A 22,931-nucleotide genomic window follows, 5' to 3' on the forward strand; every position below is an offset into this window, starting at 1 on the left:
GCCTGCTCATGCGCTACCGGGGGTTCGGTCAAGCCTAGTATCCGGGGTTCTGGGTGATGTTGGAATTTATGGCCACCTGCTGCTGCGGAACCGGGTACACGAGATACTTCGGGTCGCTCTGGGGCTTGTCTTTGCGGGCCGCCAGGAACTTGCCGAACCGTATCAAATCATTTCGCCGCCATGACTCGCTGTATAGCTCCCGGCCCCGTTCGTCAATTAGAATGTCAAGCGTGAGGGCGGGCAGTGCGCTGGCCCCCCGCGAGGGGTGGGTGCGCAGCGCGTTCACGATGGCCAGCGGCGTAGCCCCATATGTGCCGGCGCTGGTGGCCGTGCCACCCCGCAGGATGGCTTCGGCCTTCATCAGCAGCACGTCGGCCAGTCGGAAAGTCACGTGGTCGTTTTCGCTGCTGTTGCCGCCTTTGGCTTCGCTCGCGTAGTCTACGGGGTACTTGATGGGACGGATTCCTTTGGCTTCAAGGTCGGCACCGGTTTCAATGAGATTCACGTCTTTGGTGAACACCAGCGGAGCCCCGCTTCGTGTGGTGAGCGGAGCGTCGGTGACCAAGTTGTATTGCTGGCCGATGAGGAAGCCCACGTTGATGCGCCGGCCGGGGTTAGCAGGGCCGCCAGCAACGTCGTAGGCCACGCCCCGGCGCTTGTCGGTGGGCTCAAACAGGTCGTAGAAAGTGCCGGGCACGGCCGGTCCGTTGTAGCCGTCCACGGGCCGCATGTTGTAGTGCGACACAAATTTCCACAAATCGCGCAGGGGACCGCCGTTGCCGAAGGCATTTTCCTGGGTGAAGATGTTCTCCCGGCCAATGGCGCCGTTGTCGGGCGCGAAGTTGTCGAAGTAATTGGGCGTGAGCGAGTACTTGCCGCTGTTGATTATCTCGTCGGCCAGCGTGATTACCTGGTTCATGTCGGCTGCGGCGAAGGTAGGGGCCGCGCGGTTGGCGTACACGCCCTTATTTAGGTAGCACTTCATGAGCAGCACCCGGGCGGCGTCCTTGGTGGCCTTGCTGACGGAGGCATCGGACAAGTCCTTCTGGATGGCGTTGAGCTCGCTAACAATGAAAGTCAGCGCCTCGGTGCCTTTGCGAACCCTGGCCAGGTTGTTCAGCCGCTCACCCGGTTCTCGGTAGAGCACCTGGTCGTACAGGTCGAGCAGCAAGAACTCAGCCCAAGCCCGTAGGAACCGGGATTCAGCCGCCTGTTGCACCGTGGGGTCGAAGCGTAGTAAGTCGGTGGCAGCATATTCGATGCCTTCGAGTTGGTTGAAGGTATCGCGCACCCGCTCGTTGTTGCCATCCCAGGTGTGGTTAAACAGCTGCCGCCACTTGCCGTTGTCGTCCCAGTCCGGCCCGCGGGTGGGCATGATGCGGGCATCGGTGGATACTTCCTGGAGCGCAAACACGCTAACGTGGCCCTGGATGGGTTCGCGCTGGGCATTGTAAACACCCTGGAGCAGGGCCGCCGGGTCGCCTTTCGGAATTTGGTCGGCCGTCAGCTCACCTTGCAGTTTTTCGGTTAGCTCGCAACTCGTAGTCCCTTGGAGGAGGCTCAATACGGCGACCGCACATGCAATCTTAGTGTATTTCATGGTGGGGATGAGTTAGAAGTTACAGATTGAAGTTGACGCCGAACGTGAAGGTGCGGGCGCTGGGGTAGGGCAAATAGTCAATACCAACGGAGGGCACTTTGTTATCCCCGGTTTTAACGGTGTTGACTTCCGGGTCAAACCCGTCATAGTCGGTGATAACGAATAAGTTCTGGCCCGTGGCGTACACGCGGGCCCCCTTCATGAAGCCGGCCACGTCGCCCAAGGCGTAGGAAAGCGTGAGGTTGGACATCTTCAGGAAGTCGCCTTTTTCCAGGTAGCGCGTCGAGGCTGCCCCCGCGTTGCCGGGCGCTTCTTTGACGGGGTTTTCAAACGTGGATACCGCAATATTTTTGCCTGCTCCAATCCCGCCCACCGCACCCACGGCGTTCAGCGTGTTGTTGTAGATGTACTGGCCAAACACCCCGGTCATGTTTGCCACCAGAGAAAGCTTGCTGTATCGGGCGTTGAGGCCAAAGCCCAGCAGCGTGCGGGGGTTGGGGCTGCTGGCATAGGCGGCAGGCCCAAAGGGGTTGGAAATCCCCCGGTCGTCAAGGCCGTTGTATTGGGGCAGGAAAAAGGCGTTGATGGGATAGCCGTTGGTGATGAGCTGAGCGGTAGCGCCCGACAGTCCTTGCCCGTTGATGGCGCCGGTAATAATTTCGGGGCCCACCAAATCTTTTACCTCGTTGCGAATGAACGTGGCGTTGGCATTGAAACTCACTTCGGCTTTCTCGTTGCTCAGCAGCGTCGTGTTCACCGCCATTTCAACACCTTTGTTCACAATCTTGCCGTCAAGGTTGTCCCAGAAAATGGCCTGGAACTGCGGAGAAGGCCGGCCAGGGATGGTGGGAAATAAGATGTCGGTGGTGGTTTTATTGAAATAATCGGCCGAGAAGGTGAGACGGTTGTTGAACGCCCCGATGTCGATGCCGACGTTGAACTGGCGGTCCGACTGCCACTTCAGGTCCTCGTTGCGGCTGTTGAGGGGCCGCTGTTCTCCGTTGTCGCGCACTTCGAAACGGTCCACGGCCGCTCCGGCCGGGAATTCCTGATTGCCGGTCAGGCCGTAGCCGGCCCGTAGCTTGAGCTGGGTGAGCTGCTCGGTCGGGAAGAAGGATTCCCGGCTTAAGTCCCACGCCGCGGCGAAAGAGGGGAAATAACCCACCCGGTTGTTGGCGCCAAACTTGCTGCTCTCGTCGCGGCGCAGCGTGCCGGTCAGCACGTAGCGGTCCTTATAGTTGAAAATAGCCCGACCGAAAAAGGATTGCAGCTCATAGGTGGGGTCGTTGAACGAACGAATGCTGCGGTTACCAACCGCCGTCGTCTGAATGTAGTCGGTGTAGTCGAGGCCCAAGCTGCCAAAGCCGCCCGCCGCCGCATTGCCAAACCCGCTCAGGCTGGAGCCCTTATTGATAAAGTTCGTGTACTCGTAACCCAGCACCGCATTCAGGTTCAGGTCGGCAACAACGGCCTTGTTGAAGTTGAGCGTGTGAACGATTTGCTGCGTGGACAGCTCGCTGTTGCTGATGTTGGCAAAGCCCTGGTCCCGGATGCCCGGAAGGTTAATCAGGCGCTGGTCGATGGCCGTACGCCGCTCGCCGCTGTTGTAGTTCACGCTCAGCAGCAGGCGGTAGTTGAGCCAGTCGGTAAACTTATACGAGGGCGCGATGCTGGCTAGCACCGTGTTAACCCGCGAGTTGTCGTCGTACAGCTCCTGGGCCGCGAGAGGGTTGACCACGTCGCCGGGCTGAATGAAGAGCGAGCCATCGGGGTTGCGCAGGGATTGCGTGGGGTTCCACTGCAAGGCCTGCCCGATGAGGCTGCCCCGGAAGCCCGCATCGGTGGTGATGTTGGCCAGTTCTTCCCGAAACTGACTGGTGGCGATGTTCACGTCCACGCCCAGCTTCTTGCTCTCCAGAAACTGGAGGTTGGTCGAGAGGTTGGCGCTATATTTCTTGAAGCCGGTTTTGCGCACGATGCCGTCCTGGTCGAGGTAGCCCAGCGAGAGGCGGTAGCGGCCGGTTTCGCCGCCTCCGCTCATGGACACGTTGTAGTTCTGGAGGGAGCCAGTGCGCAGAATCTCATCCAGGGCATCCACGTCGCCACCTTTGTCAGGATTGCCGGAGCTGCCGACTGGGCCGCTGCTAGGCACATTGTAGTACGTGATGGCCTGCCGGTACTGGCCGGCGTCGAGGAATTCGGGCCGGCGCAGCAGCGTCGAGAAGCCGGTCGAGGCGCCAACACTGAGCACTGGGGCGCCCGTCTTGCCTTTTTTCGTGGTGATGAGCACCACACCATACGCCGCTCGCGAGCCATAGATGGCCGTGGCCGAGGCGTCTTTGAGCACAGTGAAGGTTTCGATGTCGTCGGGGTTGAGGAAGTTAAGCGGGTTGCTGTCGGCCCCAGCACCGATGTCGGTGCTAGCCGCTTGGGTGCCAGCAGCGCCTATGCCGGGCCGGGCCGTGCGGCCGTCGAGCGGCACGCCATCCACCACGTATAGCGGCTGACCCGTGCCCGTCACGGCCGAGTTGCCCCGGATGCGGATAGTGGCTGGCCCGCCGGGCTGGCCGCTGTTGTTGCTCACCTGCACGCCCGATACGCGGCCCTGCAGCAATTGGTCGGGGGAAGTGAAGGTGCCCCGGTTGAAGTCCTTCTCGCCAAGGACCGCGACGGCCCCGGTCACGTCCTGCTTACGGGCCGTGCCGTAGCCGACCACCACCACCTCGCCCAACCCCTGGGCGTCTTCCTTCATCGCCACCTGCACGGTGGTTTTGCCAGTGATGTCAACCTGTTGCGTGGCGTAGCCCACGAATGATAAGGTCAGCGTCGTCGCGGCCTCGGGCACCTGCAGTTGGAACGAGCCATCGGCCCCGGTGCTGGTGCCGACCGTGGAGCCGGGCACGAGGACCGTGACCCCGGGCAGCCCCGCAGACTGCGCGTCCGTCACCTTGCCGGAAACGGCGCGATTGGCTTGCGCCTGGCTCAGCAGGGGCAAGAGTATGGACAGAATGCCGAGCGCCAGCACCCTGAGCAGCGCGGGCCGGCTTCTGCCCACCGGGGCAGCTGCTGCCGGCTCTGCTGATTTGTACCGTGTGTACCAGTTGTTTGTCATGAGTGAAAAAATGAAATGGTGGGAAACTTGAGCACACTCGGCATTGAGCGAAACTGCCGCAATCGTTTTCGGAACAAACGCGGCGGCCGGTGCTATTGGGCCGAGTGGAAATCAGTAAAAAACGCAGTTTGCCAAGCACGCGAAACCTGCTTCGCGGCCTGCCCCGCCGGATTTGGCGAGGTTGCGTGGTCGGGGAAAATCCGCCTGGGTCGGTGGAGCAGTGGCCTCCGTCAAGGCCCTGCCCCGGGTGGGAATTGGGAAAAGATTAGCATGGGAAAGGGGATTAGGGGAGAGAAAAAGTGAAAGCGGGCCGTGCTCCGCGACTAAGGCGCGAGCGGTTGGCTGAGGTTGGTGAGGCGCAGGGCGGTGATTTGGGCGGCCCCGCCGTCGGCGGTCAGGCTGATGCGGCCGGCGTGCTGCCGCGGAAAAACCAGGTCGGTCAGGGTGGTTTCGCCGCCTTGCGCAAACACTTCCACCACCGACTTGTCCACCAGCAGCCGCAGTTGCAGCAGCCCGTTTTGCAGGGGCACCCGGGCCGTTTCGAGCGTGCTGGCAAATAGCGGGTGGAAGCCCACGTTGCCCGACTGGGTGCGGTCCAGCGTCAGCTCCTCCCGGGCCACGTCGTAGCGCAGCGTCGTGCGCTCCGCGTCGCTCTGCAGCACGTTCAGGGTGAGCAGCTTGGCCGGGCCGGGCTTCAGGGTCAGCTCCAGGTCGTACGACTCGCCCCGGAAGGGCACCTCGTAGCCCGCCGGGCCGGGCTTGAGCGCCCGGGCCTTCAGGGCGAGGGTTTCCTTGCCGAGGGTGCGCAGCTCGGGCACGGGCACCTGCACCAGCGCCAGGCCCTGGGCCGTGCGGCGCAGGCTCAGCTCGCGGGGCACGGCGAAGTTGCCGCGCCAGCCGTCGCCGGTGGGCACGTCGCGGGCGTAGGCCCAGTCGTTGGTCCAGCCCACCAGGATGCGGCGGTTGCCCGGCGCGTCGTTGAAGGTGACGCCGGCGAAAAAGTCCTTGCCAAAGTCCAGGTAGGCGGGCTCGTCGTAGGCCTGGTCGGGCACAAAGGCCGTGCCGTCGAAGCTGCCCAGGAAATACTGCTGGCCCCGGAACTGCTCGGTGGGGTTGCCGGCCGAAATCAGCAGCACCCACTTGGTGCCGCCGCCCGGCGCGGGCAGCTCAAACAGGTCGGGGCATTCCCACTCCCGCACCGTGTTGCCGGCGCGGCCCCAGCGGCTCAGGAAGGTCCACTGCTTCAGATTCTTCGACTCGTAGAAGTACACCTGCTGGCGGTCGGCCTTCACGGTGGCCATCACCCACTTCTGCTGGGGCGCGTGCCAGAACACCTTGGGGTCGCGGAATTCCTTGCTGTTGATGTCGAGCACCGGGTTCTGGGCGTAGCGCTGCCAGGTCAGGCCGTGGTCGAGGCTGAAGGCCAGGTTCTGGTGCTGGGCGAGCACCACGCCCGGCCGCTCCACGTGGCCGGTGTAAAAGGCCACCAACCCGTCGGTCTGGCCCTTCGGGAACAGGCCCGAGGTGTTGTCCTTGTCGGCCACGGCGCTGCCCGAGAATATCATCGTGTTGCTGCCGTCCGGGTTCGCGTACTCGGTGAGGGCCACGGGCTGCGGCGTCCAGCGCAGCAGGTCGGGGCTGGTGGCGTGGCCCCAGCTCAGATGGCCGGGGTTGGCGCTGAGGGGGTTGTACTGGTAAAAAAGCTGGTACTGCCCGTTGCTGTAAATCAGTCCGTTCGCATCGTTAATCCAGTTTTTGGGCGCCGTGAAGTGGTACACCGGCCGGTAGGGGTCGGGCGCGGGCACCTGCGCCGGGCTGCCGGGGCCGCCAAGCAGGATTAAAGCGAAGAGAAAAGCGGTTTTCATGCGGGCGGTAAGCGGGGGGCAGATGTGCTGATGTGCTATTGTCTTAATGGGCTGATACCGAGTAAAAGGCGTGCAAGTGCCGTGTAATTGTTTATTTACACTCAGCGCTTCAGCGCTTCAGCACATCAGCACATCAAAAAATGACTAAGCGGCGGCCAGGGCTTGCACCTGTGCTTCGGAAATAACTGGTGTCGCGCCCTGGCAGCTCGCCACCAGCGAGCCGGCCGCGCAGGCAAAGGCCAGGTAGTCGGCCGGGGGTTGGCCGGCCAGCCAGCCCCGGAGCAGCGCCGCTAGAAAAGCGTCGCCGCTGCCGATGGTGTCCTGCACCCGCACCGCGATGCCGGGGCTGCTGTGCAGCTGCTGCTCCACCCACAGCACCGCCCCGTCGGCCCCTTTCGTGACGCACACGGCTTGCAAATGAAACCGCTCGGCCAGCCAGCGCAAAGCGGTTTCTTCGTCCGGGCTCACCCCGAACCAGCCCATGATTTCGGCCAGCTCGTGGTGGTTGAGCTTCACGATGTCGGCCTGCCGCAGCAAGTAGGTCACCACGTCGCGCGAGTAGTGCGGGGGCCGCAAGTTCACGTCGAACACCTTGAGCGGGGCCCGCTGCAGCAGGCGGTACAGCGTCTCGCGCGAGGGCGAGTGCCGGGCGGCCAGGCTGCCAAACACGAAGGCTTCGGAAGCTTCCACCAGCTGGCGCAGCGCGTCGTTGTACTGAATGTAGTCCCAGGCCACGGGCTTCACAATCTGGTAAGTCACTTCCATGCTGTCGCGCACGTTGGCCTTCACTACTCCGGTCAGGTGGGTTTCGCCGCGCTGCACGTAGCGGGTGCTCACGCCCTGGGCTTCGACGAAGGCCAGCAGCTCGGTGCCCAAATCGTCGCGGCCCACCCGGCTGATGAGCTGCGCGTCCAGGCCAAAGTTGTGCAGGTGCACGGCCACGTTGAGGGGCGCGCCCCCGGGCTGCTTGCCCGTCGGCAGCACGTCCCACAGCATTTCTCCGAAGCAGGCAATGGGCATCTGAGTAGTGGTTAACGGTCAGTGGTTAATGGTTTATAGCAGCACGGGCTGCCGTAAAATATTGCCAATCAGTGCATGACCAGGGTTTTATCAACTTGCTCCAGGCTCATGCCCTTGGTTTCGGGCATGAAGCGCAGCACAAACAGGAACTGCAGCACCATCATGGCGCAGAAAAAGGCGAAGGTGTGCCCGCCGCCCAGGTGCTCGGCGAAGTAGGGGAAGGTGAAGGCGATGACCGTGGCCATCACCCAGTGCGTACTCGAACCCAGCGCCTGCCCCTTGGCCCGCACGGCGTTGGGGAAAATCTCGGAGATGAACACCCAGATGACGGCCCCCTGCGAGAAGGCAAAAAAGGCGATGTACACGAACAGCAGCACCGGCACGAGCACGCCCCCGAACTGCGCCGCGTAGAAGGCCCGCGCCACCAGCGCCAGCGTGGCGATGAGCCCCACCGAGCCGACGAGCATGAGCGTGCGCCGCCCAAACCGGTCGATGACGTTGACGCCCAGCAGCGTGAAAGCGAAGTTGACCAGCCCGATGCCCGCCGACGAGAGCAGCGCCGCGCCCTGCCCCAGCCCGGTCATCTCGAAGATGCGCGGGGCGTAGTAAATGATGGCGTTGATGCCCGACACCTGGTTGAAGAAGGCGAAGGCCACGGCCAGCAGCACCGGCGTGCGGTACTGCGCGGCCCAGAGCGACTCGCTCTGCCGGCTGGCCAGCGACTGCGCGGTGAGGATGGCGGCCACGTCGGCCTCCACCGTGGCGGGGCTGATGATGCGCAGCACCTCCCGGCCTTCGGCCAGGCGGCCGTGCAGCAGCAGCCAGCGCGGGCTTTCGGGCACCCGAAACAGGAACAGCAGGAAGGCGACCGAGGGAACGGCCTGCACGCCCAGCATGAATCGCCAGGAGTGGTCGCCCACGTTGGCCAACAGGTAGTTGGAGAGGTAGGCGATGAGGATGCCGAAGACGATGTTGAACTGAAACAAGCCCACGAGCTTGCCCCGCGACTCGGCCGGCGAAATCTCGGAGATGTAGAGCGGGGCCGTGACCGACGAAGCGCCCACCCCCAGCCCACCCAGGAAGCGGAACACCATGAACGGCACCCAGCTCGGGGCCAGCGCCGCCCCCACCGCCGACACCAGGTAGAGCACCGCAATCCACCGCAGGGTTTGCCGCCGCCCCAGCTTATCCGACGGGATGCCGCCGAACACGGCGCCCAGCACCGTGCCGAACAGCGCGATGGAAATGGTGAACCCGTGCTCCACCGCGTTGAGCCGCCACAGCTGCTGAATGGCTTTTTCAGCGCCCGAAATCACGGCCGTGTCGAACCCAAACAGGAACCCTCCCAGGGCCGTGACGATGGACCAGAAGAGAACTTTGCGCTGAACCATGGGAAATGTTGCGAGAACGTTTCCCAAATGTGACCTTGTTTCGCGGTAATGACCTGCTCCTTTTCTTCAAATCCTTGCAGGATTCCTGCAAAGGCGTTATTAAATCATAACCCGCTTTAATAATGCATGTTAACACATTACGCCTCTTTGATTACTGTTAATGATTTATCAGTAATCCGACACAGCTTGCAAAATTCCATCAGTGGTGGGTTGGCGTGTGCAGGGCTTTGTACTCGGAAGGCGACACCTGGTACTTGCCCTTGAAGAGGGTGGCGAAGTAGGAGGGCGAGGAAAAGCCGGTTTGGTAGGCCACCTGGGCAATGGCGCTGCCCTCGTGCAGCAGCAGCTGCCGGGCTTTGGTCAGGCGCAGGCTCTGGATGTAGTCCGTGACGCCCGTGCCCAGCAGGGCTTTCACCTTCCGGTAGAGCTGCATCTGCGACACGCCCAGGCTGCGGGCAATGTCGTCGACGCTCAGGGCGGGCCGGTCCAGGTTGGCTTCGATGATGGCGGTGAGGTCGGCCAGGAATTTCTGGTCCACGCGCTGCGGGGCCACGGTGGCAGTGTCCACGCTCAGCTCCCGCCGGAAGTGCTCGCGCTGCTGGTCGCGGTTGCGCAGCAGGGTGCGCAGGCTTTCGAGCAAAAAGGTGGGGTTGAAGGGCTTGGTGAGGTAGAGGTCGGCGCCGGCTTGCACGCCCTCAATCTGCTGCTCGGGCGCGTCGCGGGCCGTGAGCAGCACCAGCGGAATGTGCGAGGTGCGCCAGTCGCCCTTCAGGGCCACGGCCACCTCCAGGCCCGTGAGCTCGGGCAGGCTCACGTCGCACACTATCACGTCGGGGATGGTTTCGCCGGCCAGGCGCAGGCCCGCGGCCCCGTCCGCGGCCGTGCTCACCTGGAAGTGGGGCTGGAGCTTCTGCACCAGGAAGTTGCGTACCTCCTCGTGGTCTTCAATCACCAGCACCGTGGCGTCGGTGCGGGCCGGGGCAACTTCGGCGGGCAGCTCCAGGGGCTCGTCGTCCAGGGCGTGGGCCGTGGAGGGCGTGTAGAGCGGCGCCGGCGCCGCGTCGAGGAACGTGGCCGGCTTGGCCAGGGGCAGGGTCACTTCGAAGGTGCTGCCGTGGCCGGGCTGGCTGCGAAACGACAGCGTGCCCTCGTGCAGCCGGGTGAGGCCGTCGGCCAGCGCCAGCCCCAGGCCCGAGCCGTTGGCCGACGGCTGGCTGCCCTGAAAAAACCAGCCCAGGATGTGCGGCTGGTCGGCCTCGGCAATGCCCCGCCCGTTGTCTTCCACGCTCACCCGCACGGTGTTGGCGGCCGGCCCGCGCTGCAGGCTCACCGTCACCTGCCCGCCGTCGGCGGTGTACTTGAAGGCGTTGGACAGCAGGTTGGAAAACACCTTGTCCAAGATGTCCCCGTCGAACCACAGGTTAATCACCGGCTCGGCGGGCAAAAACCGAAAGGTGATGTTTCGTCGGCGGGCGGTTTTTTCAAACACGTCCATGAGCTCGCGCACAAACGCCACCAGGTTGCTCTTGGTGGCGCGCACGGCCATCTTGCCCACGTCAATTTTGCGGAAATCCAGGAGCTGGTTCACCAGTTGGAGCAGGCGCTGGGTGTTGCGGCGCACCAGCTTCAGGTCGTGGCGCTGCGCCGGCGCCAGCTCGGCCGGGCTGGTGAGCAGGTCCTCCACCGGGCCCAGGATGAGGGTGAGCGGGGTGCGCAGCTCGTGCGAGAAATTGGTGAAAAAGCGCAGCTTGGCCTCTGACGAGCGGCGGGCGTCTTCGGCCAGCTGCTCGATTTGGTTGCGCTGCAGGCGGATTTCGGCGTTCTGCTCCTCCACCATGCGCCGGATGCGGCGGTTGTTGCGCGACGAGCGCCACGCCAGCGCCCCCAGCAGCACGGCCACCAACAGGCTGGCCAGCAGCAGGTACACGGTGGTTTTCTGGCTGGCGTACCGGCGCATCTGCTCCCGCAGCCGCTGCTGCTGGTAGCGGATGTCCTGCCGCTGCGTGGCCAGCTGCTCGGTCTGGGTGCGCATGGTGCCCACATTGGTCGAGTCAATCACCATGGTGCTCAAAATGTTGTCCTTCTCAAAAGGCTCGTCCTGCAGGATGCGCAGCGCCGTGCGAATGGCTTCTTCGCCGCCGGTGGGGTAGAGCAGCGTGGCTTTCAGGGCCCCGTCCTCCACCAGTTGCAAGCCGTTGCCGGGCCCCGGGAGGCCGTCCACGCCAATGATGCGGATGTGCTGGTCCCGGCCCAGCTGCCGCGCCACTTGGTAGGCGGCCTGCGCCATGGGGTCGTTGTGGGCGAAAATCAGGTCCGTCTCGGGGTGGGCGCGCAGCACGGCCGGCAGGCGCTGCAGCACCGAGGCCGGCTGCCAATTGGCCTGGAGCTTGGCCACGAGCTGCAGCTCGGGGTGCTCGGCCAGGGCCTGCTGAAAGCCCAGGTCGCGGTCGGCGGCCGGCGACGAACCGGGCATGCCCAGAATTTCCAGCACCTGGCCGCGCTGGCGCAGCAGCTGCGCGGCGTAGTGGCCGGCCCGGCGGCCCACTTCCTGGTTGTTGCCGCCCACGTAGGCCGTGTACAGGCGCGACGTGGTGCGCCGGTCGAGGACGACCACCGGAATGCCCTGGTTGTAGGCGGCCTCGGCCAGGGCGGTGAGCGGGCCCGACTGGTTGGGCGAAATAATCAGCAAGTCCACACGCTGCCGGATTAATTCCCGCACCTGCCGCCGCTGCAAGTCGCTGTTGTTGCGAGCGTCCAGCATCTGGAAATGCACGTTCGGGTGGATGCTCAGCTCCTTTTCCATCCCAGCCAGCATGGCCTGGCGCCAGGCATCGTCGGTGTTGCACTGCGAAAACCCAATCCGGTACGCCGGCTCGTGCGCGGCGGGGGCGCAGCCGGCCACGCCGGCCAGTAGGAGGAAGGCCAGCAGCCGGCGCCACGAAAAAGGCAGGTTGGAAAGGAGGTTCAACGGGTGAGAATTGGTTGGAGGAAGCGGCCCGGCCAACGGCCTGGTTCGGCAGCGGATGAATAAGATACTAACTATCGGCTTAAGAATAAGCGGTTGTTTTTACCGGAGCCTTGAAGCCTTGGCGATGGGGAATTGGGGTTTCTGGAATTCGCTTTTTAACAGATTATTGGGAGCATTAAGGGTTTGGTTTGATGGGCGCGCCGGGTTTGCGATAAGCGCCGCGGGGCGTCGCTAAAAAGCCCAGCCCAACGGAATTGCCCCCGTCGCCCGGGCAGAAAAGGGCCGCTTGCCGCTCCTAGTGCGCGTCCCCGGATGCCGCACGCCAACGCAATAAAGGATAAAACCAGCCGACGCACTGAATTTCTGGCGCGAATTTGAATGATGGAGGGCCGGGGTGACGTTAGGATTCAGCAATTAAGCGCGGCCGCCGGGTCGCTTGCCCGTGCCACGGAAAACGGCCGGCTCTTTTTACTCGTACCTCCTGCCATTCCCAGTTGCTTGCCGTTCTACCGCGTTGTTTTTCCCACGCATGACTCCTGCCGCCTCCGCGCCCGAATTTTCTTCCGCCGACGGCTTGCTCGGCGCCTTGCTGGACGTTTCGCTCTCGGCGGTAGCCTTGCTGCGGCCACGCTACGGGCCGGCCGGCGAGCTGATGGATTTCGCCCTGCACCACCTCAATCCCACCGCGCAGCGCCTGACGGGGCTACCCGAACGGCCGGCCGCAACCGTGCGCACGCACTTTCTCGACGCGCCCGCCAGCGGGCTGCTGGCCTGCTGCCAGCGCGCATGGGAGACGGGCGCGGCCGGGCCCCACGCGTTTAGCGACCAAACCGGTGGCCGCCTTCTGCTGGCCGGCCGGCGCAGCGGCGAGCACCTGGTGCTGAGCTTCGCCGAGGCCGGCGCCCCGCCGCGGGCGGCCGGAGACCAGGACCGGGCCCCGGGCGCGGGCCCGCCCCGCGAAGCCAGCGCCCACCAGCTGCGGCTCGTGACCGACGCGTTGCCCGTGCTTATCGGCTACCTGGACCATGAGCGCCGCTACCAGTTTATAAATCACGCCTACGAGGTTTGGTTTGGGCAGCCCATGGAGCAGCTGCTCGGCCGGCCGGTTTGGGAGGTAGTGGGGCAAACCGCCTATGCGAAAGTGAGCGGCTACCTGGACCGCGCCTTGGCCGGCGAGCGCGTTGAATTTGAAGCACAGCTGCCTTACCGCGAGGACTTGGTGCGGCACATGCACGTCAACTACGTTCCCGATGTGCGGGCCGGCGCCGTGGTGGGGGTCTGCACGCTGGTCACCGACGTGACCGAGCAGACGGACGCCCGCCGGCAAGTGGAAGACTTGAACCAGGCCCTGGCGTTTACCAATGCCGAGCTGCGGGCCGCCAACGCCGAGCTGAGCAGCAGCAACGTCGAGCTGGCGCGCTCCAAGCAGGCCGTGTTTGAAGCGGCCCGGCGCCATGTGCGGGAGCGCGAAACCCGCTTTCAAGTGTTCGAACACACCCCGGCGGCCGTGTGCATTCAGCGCGGGCCCGACCACCGCTACGAATACGTCAACGCGGCCTACCAGGCGTTCTTCTCCGACCGCCAGCTCCTGGGCCGCCCGGTGGCCGAGGCCCTGCCCGAGGCGGTGGACGAAGGCCTCGTGGCCCGGCTCGACCACGTGTACCGCACGGGCGAAACGTATTTCGGCTACGAGCAGCCGCTGACCTTGCAGCAGCCCGACGGCCGGCCCGCCACGCCGATGTATTTCACCTTCACGTACCAAGCCTATCGGGAAAACGGGGCCATTGTGGGCATTTCCACCTTGGCCTACGACGTGGGCGAGCAAGTGCGGGGGCGGGAGCAGCGCGCCGCCCAGCAGCAGGCCCAGCAGCGGCAGCTGCGCGAAGTTTTTGAGCAAGCCCCGGTGGCCATTTGCGTGTTCCGGGGCGCGGAGTACGCGCTCGACGTCGTGAACCCCTCTATGGTCGACATGCTGGGCCGCCCCCTGAACGAGCTGCTGGGCCGGCCATTTTTTGCGGCCATGCCCGAGCTGGTGGGCCAGGGCCTGCGGGAGTTGCTCGACGGCGTGCGGCGGTCCGGCGTGCCGTTCGTGGCGCAGGAGCAGGAAATCCGCCTCGCGCGCCACGGACCCGGCGAAACGGGCTTCTACAACTTTGTGTACCAGCCCCTGCGCGACGAGCGCGGCCAGGTGACGGCTATTACCTGCGTGGCCACGGAGGTCACCGCGCAGGTGATAGCCCGGCGCGTGGTGGAACGGCGCGAGGAGTCGTTCCGCCTGATGGCCGACAACGCGCCGGCCATGCTCTGGGTGACCGACCCGACCGGGTACTGCACCTACCTGAACCAGCCCTGGTACGACTACACCGGGCAGACCGAGGCCGAAGCCCTGGGCTTGGGCTGGACCGGGGTGGTGCACCCCGAGGACGCCGAAGCCGCCGGCACCGCGTTTTTGGCCGCCAACGCCCGGCGCGCGCCCTTTCAGGGCCTCTACCGCCTGCGCCGCCGCGACGGCGCCTACCGGTGGGCCATCGACTCGGGGTTGCCCCGCTTCACCGAGACCGGCGAGTACGCGGGCATCGTGGGCACGGTCATCGACGTGCACGAGCAGAAGCTGGCCGAAATGGCCCTGCAGCGCCTCACCAAAAAGCTGCGCAAGTCCCGCGACGAAGCCCAGGCGCTCAACGCCGAGCTGCGCGCCACCAACGAGCAGCTCACGCGCACCAACGTGGACCTGGACAACTTCATCTACACCGCTTCGCACGACCTGAAGGCCCCCATCTCCAACATTGAAGGCCTGCTGCACACGCTGCGGGACGAGCTGCCGGCGCAGAGCGAAGCCGGCGAAGTGACCTACATTCTGGGGTTGATGCAGGATTCGGTGAACCGGTTCACGCGCACCATTGAGCACCTGACCGACCTTTCAAAGCTGCAAAAGGAGCACGACCAGCCCGCCGCGCGCGTGCCCCTGGCCGCCGTCATCGAAGACGTGCGCCTCGACCTGGCCCCGCTGCTGCAGCAGGTGGGCGCGCGGCTTGACGTGGACGTGCGGAAGTTTTCCACCGTCACCTTCTCGGAAAAAAACCTGCGCTCGGTGGTTTACAACCTGCTCAGCAACGCCCTCAAGTACCACCACCCCGACCGCCCGCCCGAAGTCCGCGTCCGCACCCGCGCCGAGGACGGCTACTACATTCTCGAAGTGCACGACAATGGCCTCGGCCTGGACCTCGCGCGCGAGCGGCAGCTGTTCACCATGTTCCAGCGCTACCACACCCACGTCGAGGGCTCGGGCGTGGGCCTGTACATGGTCAAGCGCATGGTGGAGAATGCCGGCGGCAAGGTGGAAGTCCACAGCCAACTGGGGCGCGGGTCCGTTTTCTCCGTCTATTTCAAACGCTAACCCCCGGCCCGTTTCTCTGGCATTCTACTTTCCGCCCTTTATGTCCAAGCTTTCTTGTACCCTGCTGGTCGACGACGACCCCACCACCAACTACCTGAACCGCAGGCTGCTTGAGAAGATGGGCGTGACCAACCAAGTCCTGGTGGCCCTCAACGGCCAGGAGGCCCTGCAGATGCTGACCACCGAATGCCACGAAGCCAGCACGCCGTCCTGCCCCGCCCTGATTTTTCTGGACGTGAACATGCCCCTCATGGACGGCTTCGAGTTCCTGACCGCCTACCAGCAACTGCCCCTGGACCGGCAGCGGGCCATTGTGATTGTGATGCTCACCACCTCTGTGCACCCGCGCGACCTGCAGCGCCTCGAAGCCTTGCCCGTGGCCGGCTTCCTCCGCAAGCCCCTCACGGCCGAGAAGGTGACCCAAATCCTTCAGGCCAACTTTGGCCCGCCGCCGCCGGTGGGGTAGCCGCCGCGCCCCCCCCTGAACCGGGTCAAAGCGCCAGGGCCTCGGGCCTGTCGGGCAGCCACTAGTAAATCTTTCCGCGGCGGCGGGCGTACAGGTGGGTGATGCCCCACCCCGCTCCCGACACCGAAGTTCAGCGCCGCCGCGCCGTGGCCTGGGCCGTGGCCCTCACGGCCGACACGCCCCTGGCGCCCCAACGCTACGAGCGCGCCCTGCTGGCCCGCTACCAGGAGGGCACGCTCACCCTCGACCAGGTTATCGACCTGCTCGACGCCTGCGTATATCAGGTGCTGTACCGCAGCCGGGCCACGCGTCCTTTCAACGAGAACCAGCTTCAGCAGCTCATCGAAAAGTCGCGCCGTCACAATGCCGAACACGGCATCACGGGCCTGTTGCTCTACAGCGAGAGCCGCTTCGTGCAGGTGCTGGAAGGACCCCAAGACGCGGTGCGGGCGGTGTACGCCAGGGTGCAGCAGGACAGCCGCCACACCCAGGTAGTGACGGTGAGCGAAGGCCCGACCCCCGTCCGGCGCTTTGCCGAGTGGAGCATGGGCCTGGGGCACGCGGCGGGCCCAGCCGTGGTGCGGGCCCTGGAAACGGTGGTGACGCAGGAAATCGAGCCCGGCACCCTCCCCGACGACTCGCTTTTGCAGGCGCTGCTACAGGCCTTCGGCGTGGAGAGGGCAAAAAACACGCACGATCCTTTCGGGGGAGGGGTAGGGAAAGCCGGCAAAAGTCAGTAAAAAGCTGATTGACCGTCGGGCTCATCTGGCGTTCGCTGGCGCAGCAGCCTCCCATTTCCACGTTATTAGGATTCGTTCAGCGGGGAGAAGATGCCGCCTGCCTCGGCGTGACGAGCGGCGCGCGCGCTGCATGACCGGTTTGGTGGGGGCAAGCCAAGCGGATGGCGCTGGGTGGTTATTTCACCTGCATGGCTTGCTCAAGGTCCGCGAACGGAATCACCGTTTTCACGCCGTAGTCGGCCACGGGCCAGGACTGCACCACGGTTTTCACGTCCAGCTTGCGGTCGCGCACGGCCTGGTAGAGGCCCGCTTGCCGGGCGCGGGCTTTGGGCACGGCCCCCGTGCACGGCACCCAGGCCAGGTCGTCTTCAAAGAGCAGCTTTTCGCTCGGGAAGTAGTAGATGAGGTAGTCGTTGGTGTGCTCCGACTGCTTGCCGATGAAATGAATCTGCATCTCAAACTGCCCGTCGGTAATGGTTTTGGTGCCCGCTATTTCCTCGACGGTGGCCGGGCGCGGGGCCAGGTGCAGGCTGTCGGGGCGCAGGGTGCGCGGGGCCTCGGCCAGGTAGCGCACGTAGGGCGCGTCGCCGGGACCGCAGAGCACCGTGGCGCCCCGCCGCACAAACGGGCGCAGGCCGCCCAGGTAGTGCGGGTGGTAGTGCCCGAACACGAAATACCGGATGGGCTTGCCGGGGGCCAGGCGGCGGGCTTCGGCCACGATGCGCTCCCCGTTGGCGCTGTTGAGCGGAGCCTCGGCCACCACCAGGAAATCCCTGAACTCCACCACCAGCACCCGGTCGTCGGTGTGCTTGAGCTCGATGAAATGGAGGTTGGGGCTGAATCGCTGAACCACCACTTCCGCTTTGGTTTCGCCGGCCGGCTTCATGTGGTAGTCCGCCGGCCGTTGCAGCAGCGGCGCGGCTTGGTCCGCAATGCTCAGGGTCGTAACCGCCACCTCGTCGCGCACCTTGCCGCCGAGCTTGTCGATACTTACCGTTTTGGGGTAGGCGAATTTTCCGGCCGCCGCGTAGTCGCGGTAAGTGAAGGTGGTCCGCACGTCGCCGAACAGCTCGTCGTCGCTCAGCACCTCAACCCGGTCCACCAAACCGTCTGATTTTCGGATAACCAGGCTGACGACAGCCCGGGGCAGCCGGGTGGTGTACACGGCGAAGCCAGGCCTCGACCGCTCGTCGGCCTCCGTCGGGTGCCGCACAAAATAGCTCAGCAGCGGCAGGGGCGAGTAGCGGGCGGTCTGGAACAATTGCTCGGCAAACTGCTCCGGCGTCACCGGCGCTAATTTCTGGTCGCCGTAATCCAGCCGCAGCAAGACGTCGCCGCTCAACTGCGTTTTTGAAACCAGCGTTTTTTGCTGCTGAACCAAGGTGTCCTGCTTGAGGAAATTCTCCGCATTCACCCAGGCCGTGCCCCGTTTGGCATAAGCCGTTTGCTGCCAGGGCGAGAAGCTGTGCTCCAGCTCGTTGGCTTGCTCCCGAAAGGAAAACACCGCGTACCGGCCGGCTAGTTGCTGCCCCTGCTGGCGCCAACACTGCGCCAGGTAATTGCCGGGCTTGTCCGCGGCCCAGGCCGGCGGGCGCAGGAAAAGGCTCAACAGACCGATTGTTAGGAGAACTCGCATGGGTGCAGAAGCTGAAGCTAAAGGGTGCCAACGCTGCTGGAGAGGCCCGGGCCCGTCGGGGCTTCGAGCAGCCCCGGGCTAAGGTAACGGGAGCGGCCAGTGACCGCGGCCAGCGGGCGAGGGTTGCTTCAGGGCGCGCCAAACCGCCGGCGCGGGCAGCAGGGCCGTAATCCAATTAAGATGAGAGGCCGCCGAAACGCCGTAGAGACGCATCCTTGCGCCTCGTGGTCGAACGATATTGGCGCAGACGACGAGATGCAAGGATGTGTCTCTACAACGGACCAGCTAACTCAAGCCGCTCCTAAAACTCCACGATGAACCCCACCGTGGGCACCACCAGGGCGTCCCCGTCGGGCAGCAGCACCGGAATGGCGTTGCCGCCGTCGGGGCGCAGGGGCTGGCCGTCGGTGGTGCGGTAGCCGGAGTTGTCGGCCAGGCGCTCGAAGGTGTAGGTGGGCGGCGCCACGGGCTTGGTCAGCAGCGCGTTCTGCACGTCGATGTAGAAGTCGAAGCTCAGGCGGCGCAGGCTGATTTTCTTGTCCAGGCGCAGGTCGAGCTGCTGGAAGCTGCGGAGGCGCTGGGTGTTGAGGAAGCCAAAGTCGAGCACGCCCTGGCCCACGGCCTGGTAGCTGGCGCGGCTGGCGGGCTCGTCGTAGGGCGTGTAGGGCGAGCCGCCACCCACCCGGTACTTGGCGCCCAACTCCCAGCCGCGGCCCAGCTGGTAGCCCAGCAGCGCCGAGCCCAGAAACTGCGAGTCCCAGGCCGAGGGCACGTACCGGTTGTCGCGCCCGCTGAATTCCGACCGAAACCCGGTGAGCGAGACGATGGCAAACAGCTTGCCGCTGAGCTTCTGCTGGAAAAAAGCTTCGGCCCCGTAGGTCCGCCCGTCGCCGGTGCTGGTCACGGCCTCGTTGCCAATGGCGTTGAAGTCGCCGCCCAGGTTGGCCAGGCTGATGCCGTCGCGCACGCTCACCGGGTAGTTGGCGTAGCGCTTATAAAAGCCTTCCAGCGTGAAGCGGGTGGCCTTACCGGGCAGCCACTCCAGCCCGCCCACGTAATGGTCGGCCCGGATGTAGCGGCCGCCGGCGTTCACGCGGTTACCGGCCTCGTCCCGAAAGCCCAGGATGGTGCTGGGCGGAATCTTGTAGTAGCGGCCCAGCGAGGCGTTCAGGTTCAGCGTGGGCCGCAGGGCGTAGCTCAGGCTCGCCCGCGGCGAGAGCGTCCGGTCGAGCCGGTAGCCTTCCGTCAGGGCCGTGGTGCCGTCGGCCCGGATGCCGGCCGAGAGCGTGAGGCGGCTGTCGGCGCCGTAGGTGCGGGTGGCCTGCGCGAAGGCGCCGTAGCGGGCAAAGTCGAGTTCCGACTCAAACCGGACCGTGACGGCGGGGCTCACGAGGTTGCCGCCGTCGTCGCGCACTTCCGAGCGCAGGCGGTTAATTACGTTGTTGTCGTAGCGCACCAGCTGGCCCACCGCGCCGTAGCTGTACTGCCAGCGGCCCACGCGCTTGTTCACGTCGGCGCGCAGCTTGTTTTCGGTTTCGTAGGCCCGGGCGCCCAGCTTGCGGCGGCTCTCGTCGCCCTCGAAGCCGTACTCGAACTGGTCGGCGCCGTTGAACTGCTGGGTGCGGCTCAGCGCCACGTTCAGGTAGCCGTTGGCCACCAGGTGGCGCAGGTTCACGCCCCCGGTGTAGTTCCACTGGTCGCTGGTGGGGTTGTTGCGCAGGGTGAATTCCTTCTCCGGGGTGCTGTTCTTGGGGGCCGCCACCTCGAAGTGGTCGATGGCGCCCAGCCCCAGGGTAGTCAGCGTGGTTTTGGCCGAAAGCTTGGTCGTAGTCTTGAACTGGAAGTCGTAGAAATCGGGCCGGATGGGCAGGTCAATCAGCTTGAACAGCACCTGCAAGTAGCTGCGCCGGGCCGAGGCCAGGAACGTGGTGTTCTGGGTCAACGGCCCCTCCAGCGTGGCCGCCACCTCGGTACCCGAGGTCCGTAGGTTGCCCTGAATCCGCTCCGCGTTGCCGTCGCGCTGCCGGAACTGCAGCACCGCGCTCAGGGCATTGTCATACCGCGCCTGAAACGCCGAGCTGCTCAGCGTCACGTCCTCGATGAAGCTCACGTTGAGGATGCCGGCCGGGCCGCCCGCGCTGCCCAGGGTGGGGAAGTGGTTGATGACCGGTACCTCGATGCCGTCGAGGTAGTAAACGTTCTCGTTCGGCGCCCCGCCCCGGATGATGATGTCGTTGCGGAAGCCGGCCGTGCCACCGCTGCCCCCGCCGCCCACGCCGGGCAGGCTCTGCACCACCCGGGAAATGTCGAAGTTGCCGCCCGGGTTGCTCTTGATTTCCTCGGTGGTGAGGCGCTGCACGCTCAGCGGCGTTTCGGCCGTGGCCACCCGAATGGCGCGGCTGGCCGTCACGGTCACCTCGCCCAGGGCCTGGGGGGCGGTGTTCAGCTCTAGGTTCAGGGTGTTCACGTTGCCGCTGCTCAGGGCAATGTTGGACCGCACCAGCGGGTCGTAGCCCACGAAGGTGGCGCGCAGGTTGTAGGCGCCGGCCGGCACGCCGGTGAGGCGGTAGCGGCCCTCGGCGTCGGTGGCGGTGCCAAATTCCGTGCCTTCCAGCGTGATGCTCACGCCGGGCAGCACCTCCTGGGTGGCGCGGTCGCGCACGGTGCCGGCCACCGTGCCGGGGTTCTGGGCCAGCAGGTTGCCCACGCTAAGCAGCGCAATGATTAGGAGGAGGAATGGTCTCATGACTCGTTAGCGAAACTTGGTAAGAAATGGCAGTGGTATGTTTTTATTTATTATTTGTTCACAAACATACTATATTCTGGCGTGTTCCTCAATACCTACCCCGCACAAAGTGTGTTATCATATCTTTAGCCGCTGAAATGCCGAACGAAAAACCCTTGCTTCGCTACGCGCTGCTCCAGGAGTTGCTGCCGCTGCTAGCCGAATTTGAAGCTGCGCGCCCGGACGCCCCGGGTCCCGATGCCCTGCGCGCGTTCCTGGATTGGCTGCCCACCCAAGCGCAGGCGGCGCCGGGGGCCCCCACCTACGCCAGCGCCCGCATGGCTCCCAACCCGTACGAAACCCCGGAGTCGCTGCTCGGCAAGCTCGTCACCTTCATGTATCGTTACGTGCGGGGCTACATCCGGCTGGCGCTGGCCGACACGCCGCTGGTAACGTTCGACGACTTCACCTACCTGATTACGCTGTTCACGGAGGGCTCGTTCAGTAAGTCGGAGCTGATTGCCCGCAACATCCAAGAAAAGGCCACCGGCACCGAGGTCATCCGGCGGCTGCTGAAGCAGCAGCTGGTGAGCGAGGGGCCCCACGCCTCCGACCGGCGCCGCAAAGTATTGCAAATCAGTCCCGCCGGGCAGGCGCTGCTGCTGCGGGTGTTGCCTCGCATGGGCCAGGTTGCGCAGCTGAGCGCCGGCAACCTCAGCCCGGCCGAGCTTACGCAACTGGTGCAGCTGCTGCACAAGCTCGACGCCTTTCACCACCCCATTTTCGCCGGCTCCAAGGCCGATAGTTTCGACGGATTCATGGCGAAGCACCTGGCTGAACGCTCTCAGCTCTGGGAGCCCGGGCAAGCCTAGAGCGTTTTCCCGGTTTATGTAGGGAGTTAAAAGTTGAGAGTTAAAAGTTAAAATATTGATTGTTTAGAGATTTTAACTTTTAACTCTCAACTTTTAACTCCCTTCAAACATGCACACTGACCCAGAAACCGCCGCAAGGCCAAATGCGCCCCTCCACTCAGGTGCTTGGCGTTGGCAGCGGCGGTGAGAACACGGGGTTTCTATTCGCCTTATTCTGTTGGTTTTCAGTGTTGTGTCACTATTGCAACGGCGGTTTTCTGAGCCTGCTGTCGCGGCAGGGTTGCCCATGCTGCTCGTCGAACCCGCTCAACTTTTTGTACGGCTTTTGCGCGGCCATTCGATGCCAGTTTGAGTGGCACTGGGCGAAATACTGAATCAGGCTTTCTCGACAAAAATATAGTCCGGGCAATCCAACGGCGGAACCGGCCGCGTAGGTGGGGCACAATTCACAATAACCAATCATTTCTTTTTTCCGATGAAAAAGACCCTGTCTTCCCTCGCCATTGCGGCGCTCTTTAGCGCAGCCGCTACCACCACGGTTTCGGCCCAGGCCGCGATGACCCCCGGCACCGTCATGGTGGGCGGCATGGCGATGTACCCCAACAAGGACATCGTGGCCAACGCCGTGAACTCGAAAGACCACACCACCCTGGTGGCCGCCGTGAAAGCCGCCGGCCTGGTGGAAACGCTGCAAGGCAAAGGCCCCTTCACCGTGTTCGCCCCGGTCAACGACGCCTTCGAAAACCTGCCCGCTGGTACCGTCGAAACCCTGCTGAAGCCCGAGAACAAGGCCACCCTGACCAAGGTGCTGACCTACCACGTGGTAGCCGGCAACATGAACGCCAAGGCCATCATGGCCGCCATCAAGGCCGGCAAGGGCAAGGCCACGCTGAAAACCGTGAGCGGCGGCACCCTGACCGCCACGATGAACGGCGCCAACAACGTGGTGCTGACCGATGAGTCGGGCAACACCGCCAGCATCTCGACCTACGACGTGACCCAGAGCAACGGCGTGATTCACGTCATCGACAAAGTGATGCTGCCCAAGTAGTTTCTTTAGGTCAACCAGCACATCTACAGCAGCTTCCCGGTTGGCGCGCTGCTCGTCAGGCGCCCCTCTTTTGCGGACTTCGCGCTTT

General features: G+C 64.3%; 13 protein-coding genes. 5 read left to right on the forward strand and 8 right to left on the reverse strand.

Annotation, left to right across the window (positions count from 1 at the left end):
• Nucleotides 1-34: 34 nt before the first annotated feature.
• The 6 genes from RMO51_RS17330 to RMO51_RS17355 form a co-directional block, all read right to left on the reverse strand.
• A complete protein-coding gene (locus RMO51_RS17330) occupies nt 35-1,564 on the reverse strand; it encodes a RagB/SusD family nutrient uptake outer membrane protein (RefSeq protein ID WP_310396733.1) in 1,530 nt (509 codons plus the stop codon).
• Between the two features lie 55 nt (nt 1,565-1,619).
• Nucleotides 1,620-4,712, reverse strand: a complete 3,093-nt coding sequence (locus tag RMO51_RS17335) for a SusC/RagA family TonB-linked outer membrane protein (RefSeq protein WP_310396735.1) — start codon at nt 4,710-4,712, stop codon at nt 1,620-1,622.
• 323 nt (nt 4,713-5,035) lie between these two features.
• On the reverse strand, nt 5,036-6,577 hold the full coding sequence (locus RMO51_RS17340; protein ID WP_310396736.1) for a glycoside hydrolase family 32 protein: 1,542 nt from the start codon (nt 6,575-6,577) through the stop codon (nt 5,036-5,038).
• Nucleotides 6,578-6,721: 144 nt separating this feature from the next.
• Nucleotides 6,722-7,597 carry a carbohydrate kinase gene (locus RMO51_RS17345; RefSeq protein ID WP_310396739.1) on the reverse strand — a complete coding sequence of 292 codons (876 nt, stop codon included), beginning with the start codon at nt 7,595-7,597 and terminating at the stop codon, nt 6,722-6,724.
• A gap of 68 nt (nt 7,598-7,665) precedes the next feature.
• A complete protein-coding gene (locus RMO51_RS17350; protein WP_310396740.1) occupies nt 7,666-8,988 on the reverse strand; it encodes a sugar porter family MFS transporter in 1,323 nt (440 codons plus the stop codon).
• Nucleotides 8,989-9,187: 199 nt separating this feature from the next.
• Nucleotides 9,188-11,956 carry a substrate-binding domain-containing protein gene (locus RMO51_RS17355; protein ID WP_310396741.1) on the reverse strand — a complete coding sequence of 923 codons (2,769 nt, stop codon included), beginning with the start codon at nt 11,954-11,956 and terminating at the stop codon, nt 9,188-9,190.
• Between the two features lie 529 nt (nt 11,957-12,485).
• On the opposite strand from RMO51_RS17355, the gene RMO51_RS17360 reads away from it, so the two are divergent.
• From RMO51_RS17360 to RMO51_RS17370, 3 genes are all read left to right on the forward strand, one after another.
• Entirely contained in the window at nt 12,486-15,353 is a 2,868-nt protein-coding gene (locus tag RMO51_RS17360) for a PAS domain-containing protein (RefSeq protein ID WP_310396743.1), read from the forward strand.
• Nucleotides 15,354-15,393: 40 nt separating this feature from the next.
• On the forward strand, nt 15,394-15,819 hold the full coding sequence (locus tag RMO51_RS17365; RefSeq protein WP_310396744.1) for a response regulator: 426 nt from the start codon (nt 15,394-15,396) through the stop codon (nt 15,817-15,819).
• A 101-nt stretch (nt 15,820-15,920) separates the two neighbouring features.
• Nucleotides 15,921-16,559: a BLUF domain-containing protein gene (locus RMO51_RS17370; RefSeq protein ID WP_310396746.1), complete on the forward strand. Its 639-nt coding sequence runs from the start codon at nt 15,921-15,923 to the stop codon at nt 16,557-16,559.
• A 175-nt stretch (nt 16,560-16,734) separates the two neighbouring features.
• Here the strand turns inward: RMO51_RS17370 and RMO51_RS17375 are convergent, their stop codons facing one another.
• A complete protein-coding gene (locus tag RMO51_RS17375) occupies nt 16,735-18,195 on the reverse strand; it encodes a hypothetical protein (RefSeq protein WP_310396747.1) in 1,461 nt (486 codons plus the stop codon).
• Between the two features lie 301 nt (nt 18,196-18,496).
• A complete protein-coding gene (locus RMO51_RS17380) occupies nt 18,497-20,941 on the reverse strand; it encodes a TonB-dependent receptor (protein ID WP_310396748.1) in 2,445 nt (814 codons plus the stop codon).
• Nucleotides 20,942-21,078: 137 nt separating this feature from the next.
• Between RMO51_RS17380 and RMO51_RS17385 the strand changes: the two genes are divergently transcribed.
• Both RMO51_RS17385 and RMO51_RS17390 read left to right on the forward strand, forming a co-directional pair.
• The gene (locus RMO51_RS17385; RefSeq protein WP_310396750.1) at nt 21,079-21,792 is read left to right on the forward strand and encodes a hypothetical protein; all 714 of its coding nucleotides are present in this window, start codon (nt 21,079-21,081) and stop codon (nt 21,790-21,792) included.
• Nucleotides 21,793-22,267: 475 nt separating this feature from the next.
• Nucleotides 22,268-22,843, forward strand: a complete 576-nt coding sequence (locus RMO51_RS17390; protein WP_310396752.1) for a fasciclin domain-containing protein — start codon at nt 22,268-22,270, stop codon at nt 22,841-22,843.
• The last annotated feature ends 88 nt before the right edge of the window (nt 22,844-22,931 follow it).

The organism is Hymenobacter sp. (assembly GCF_031398885.1).
Taxonomy (GTDB): Bacteria; Bacteroidota; Bacteroidia; order Cytophagales; family Hymenobacteraceae; genus Hymenobacter.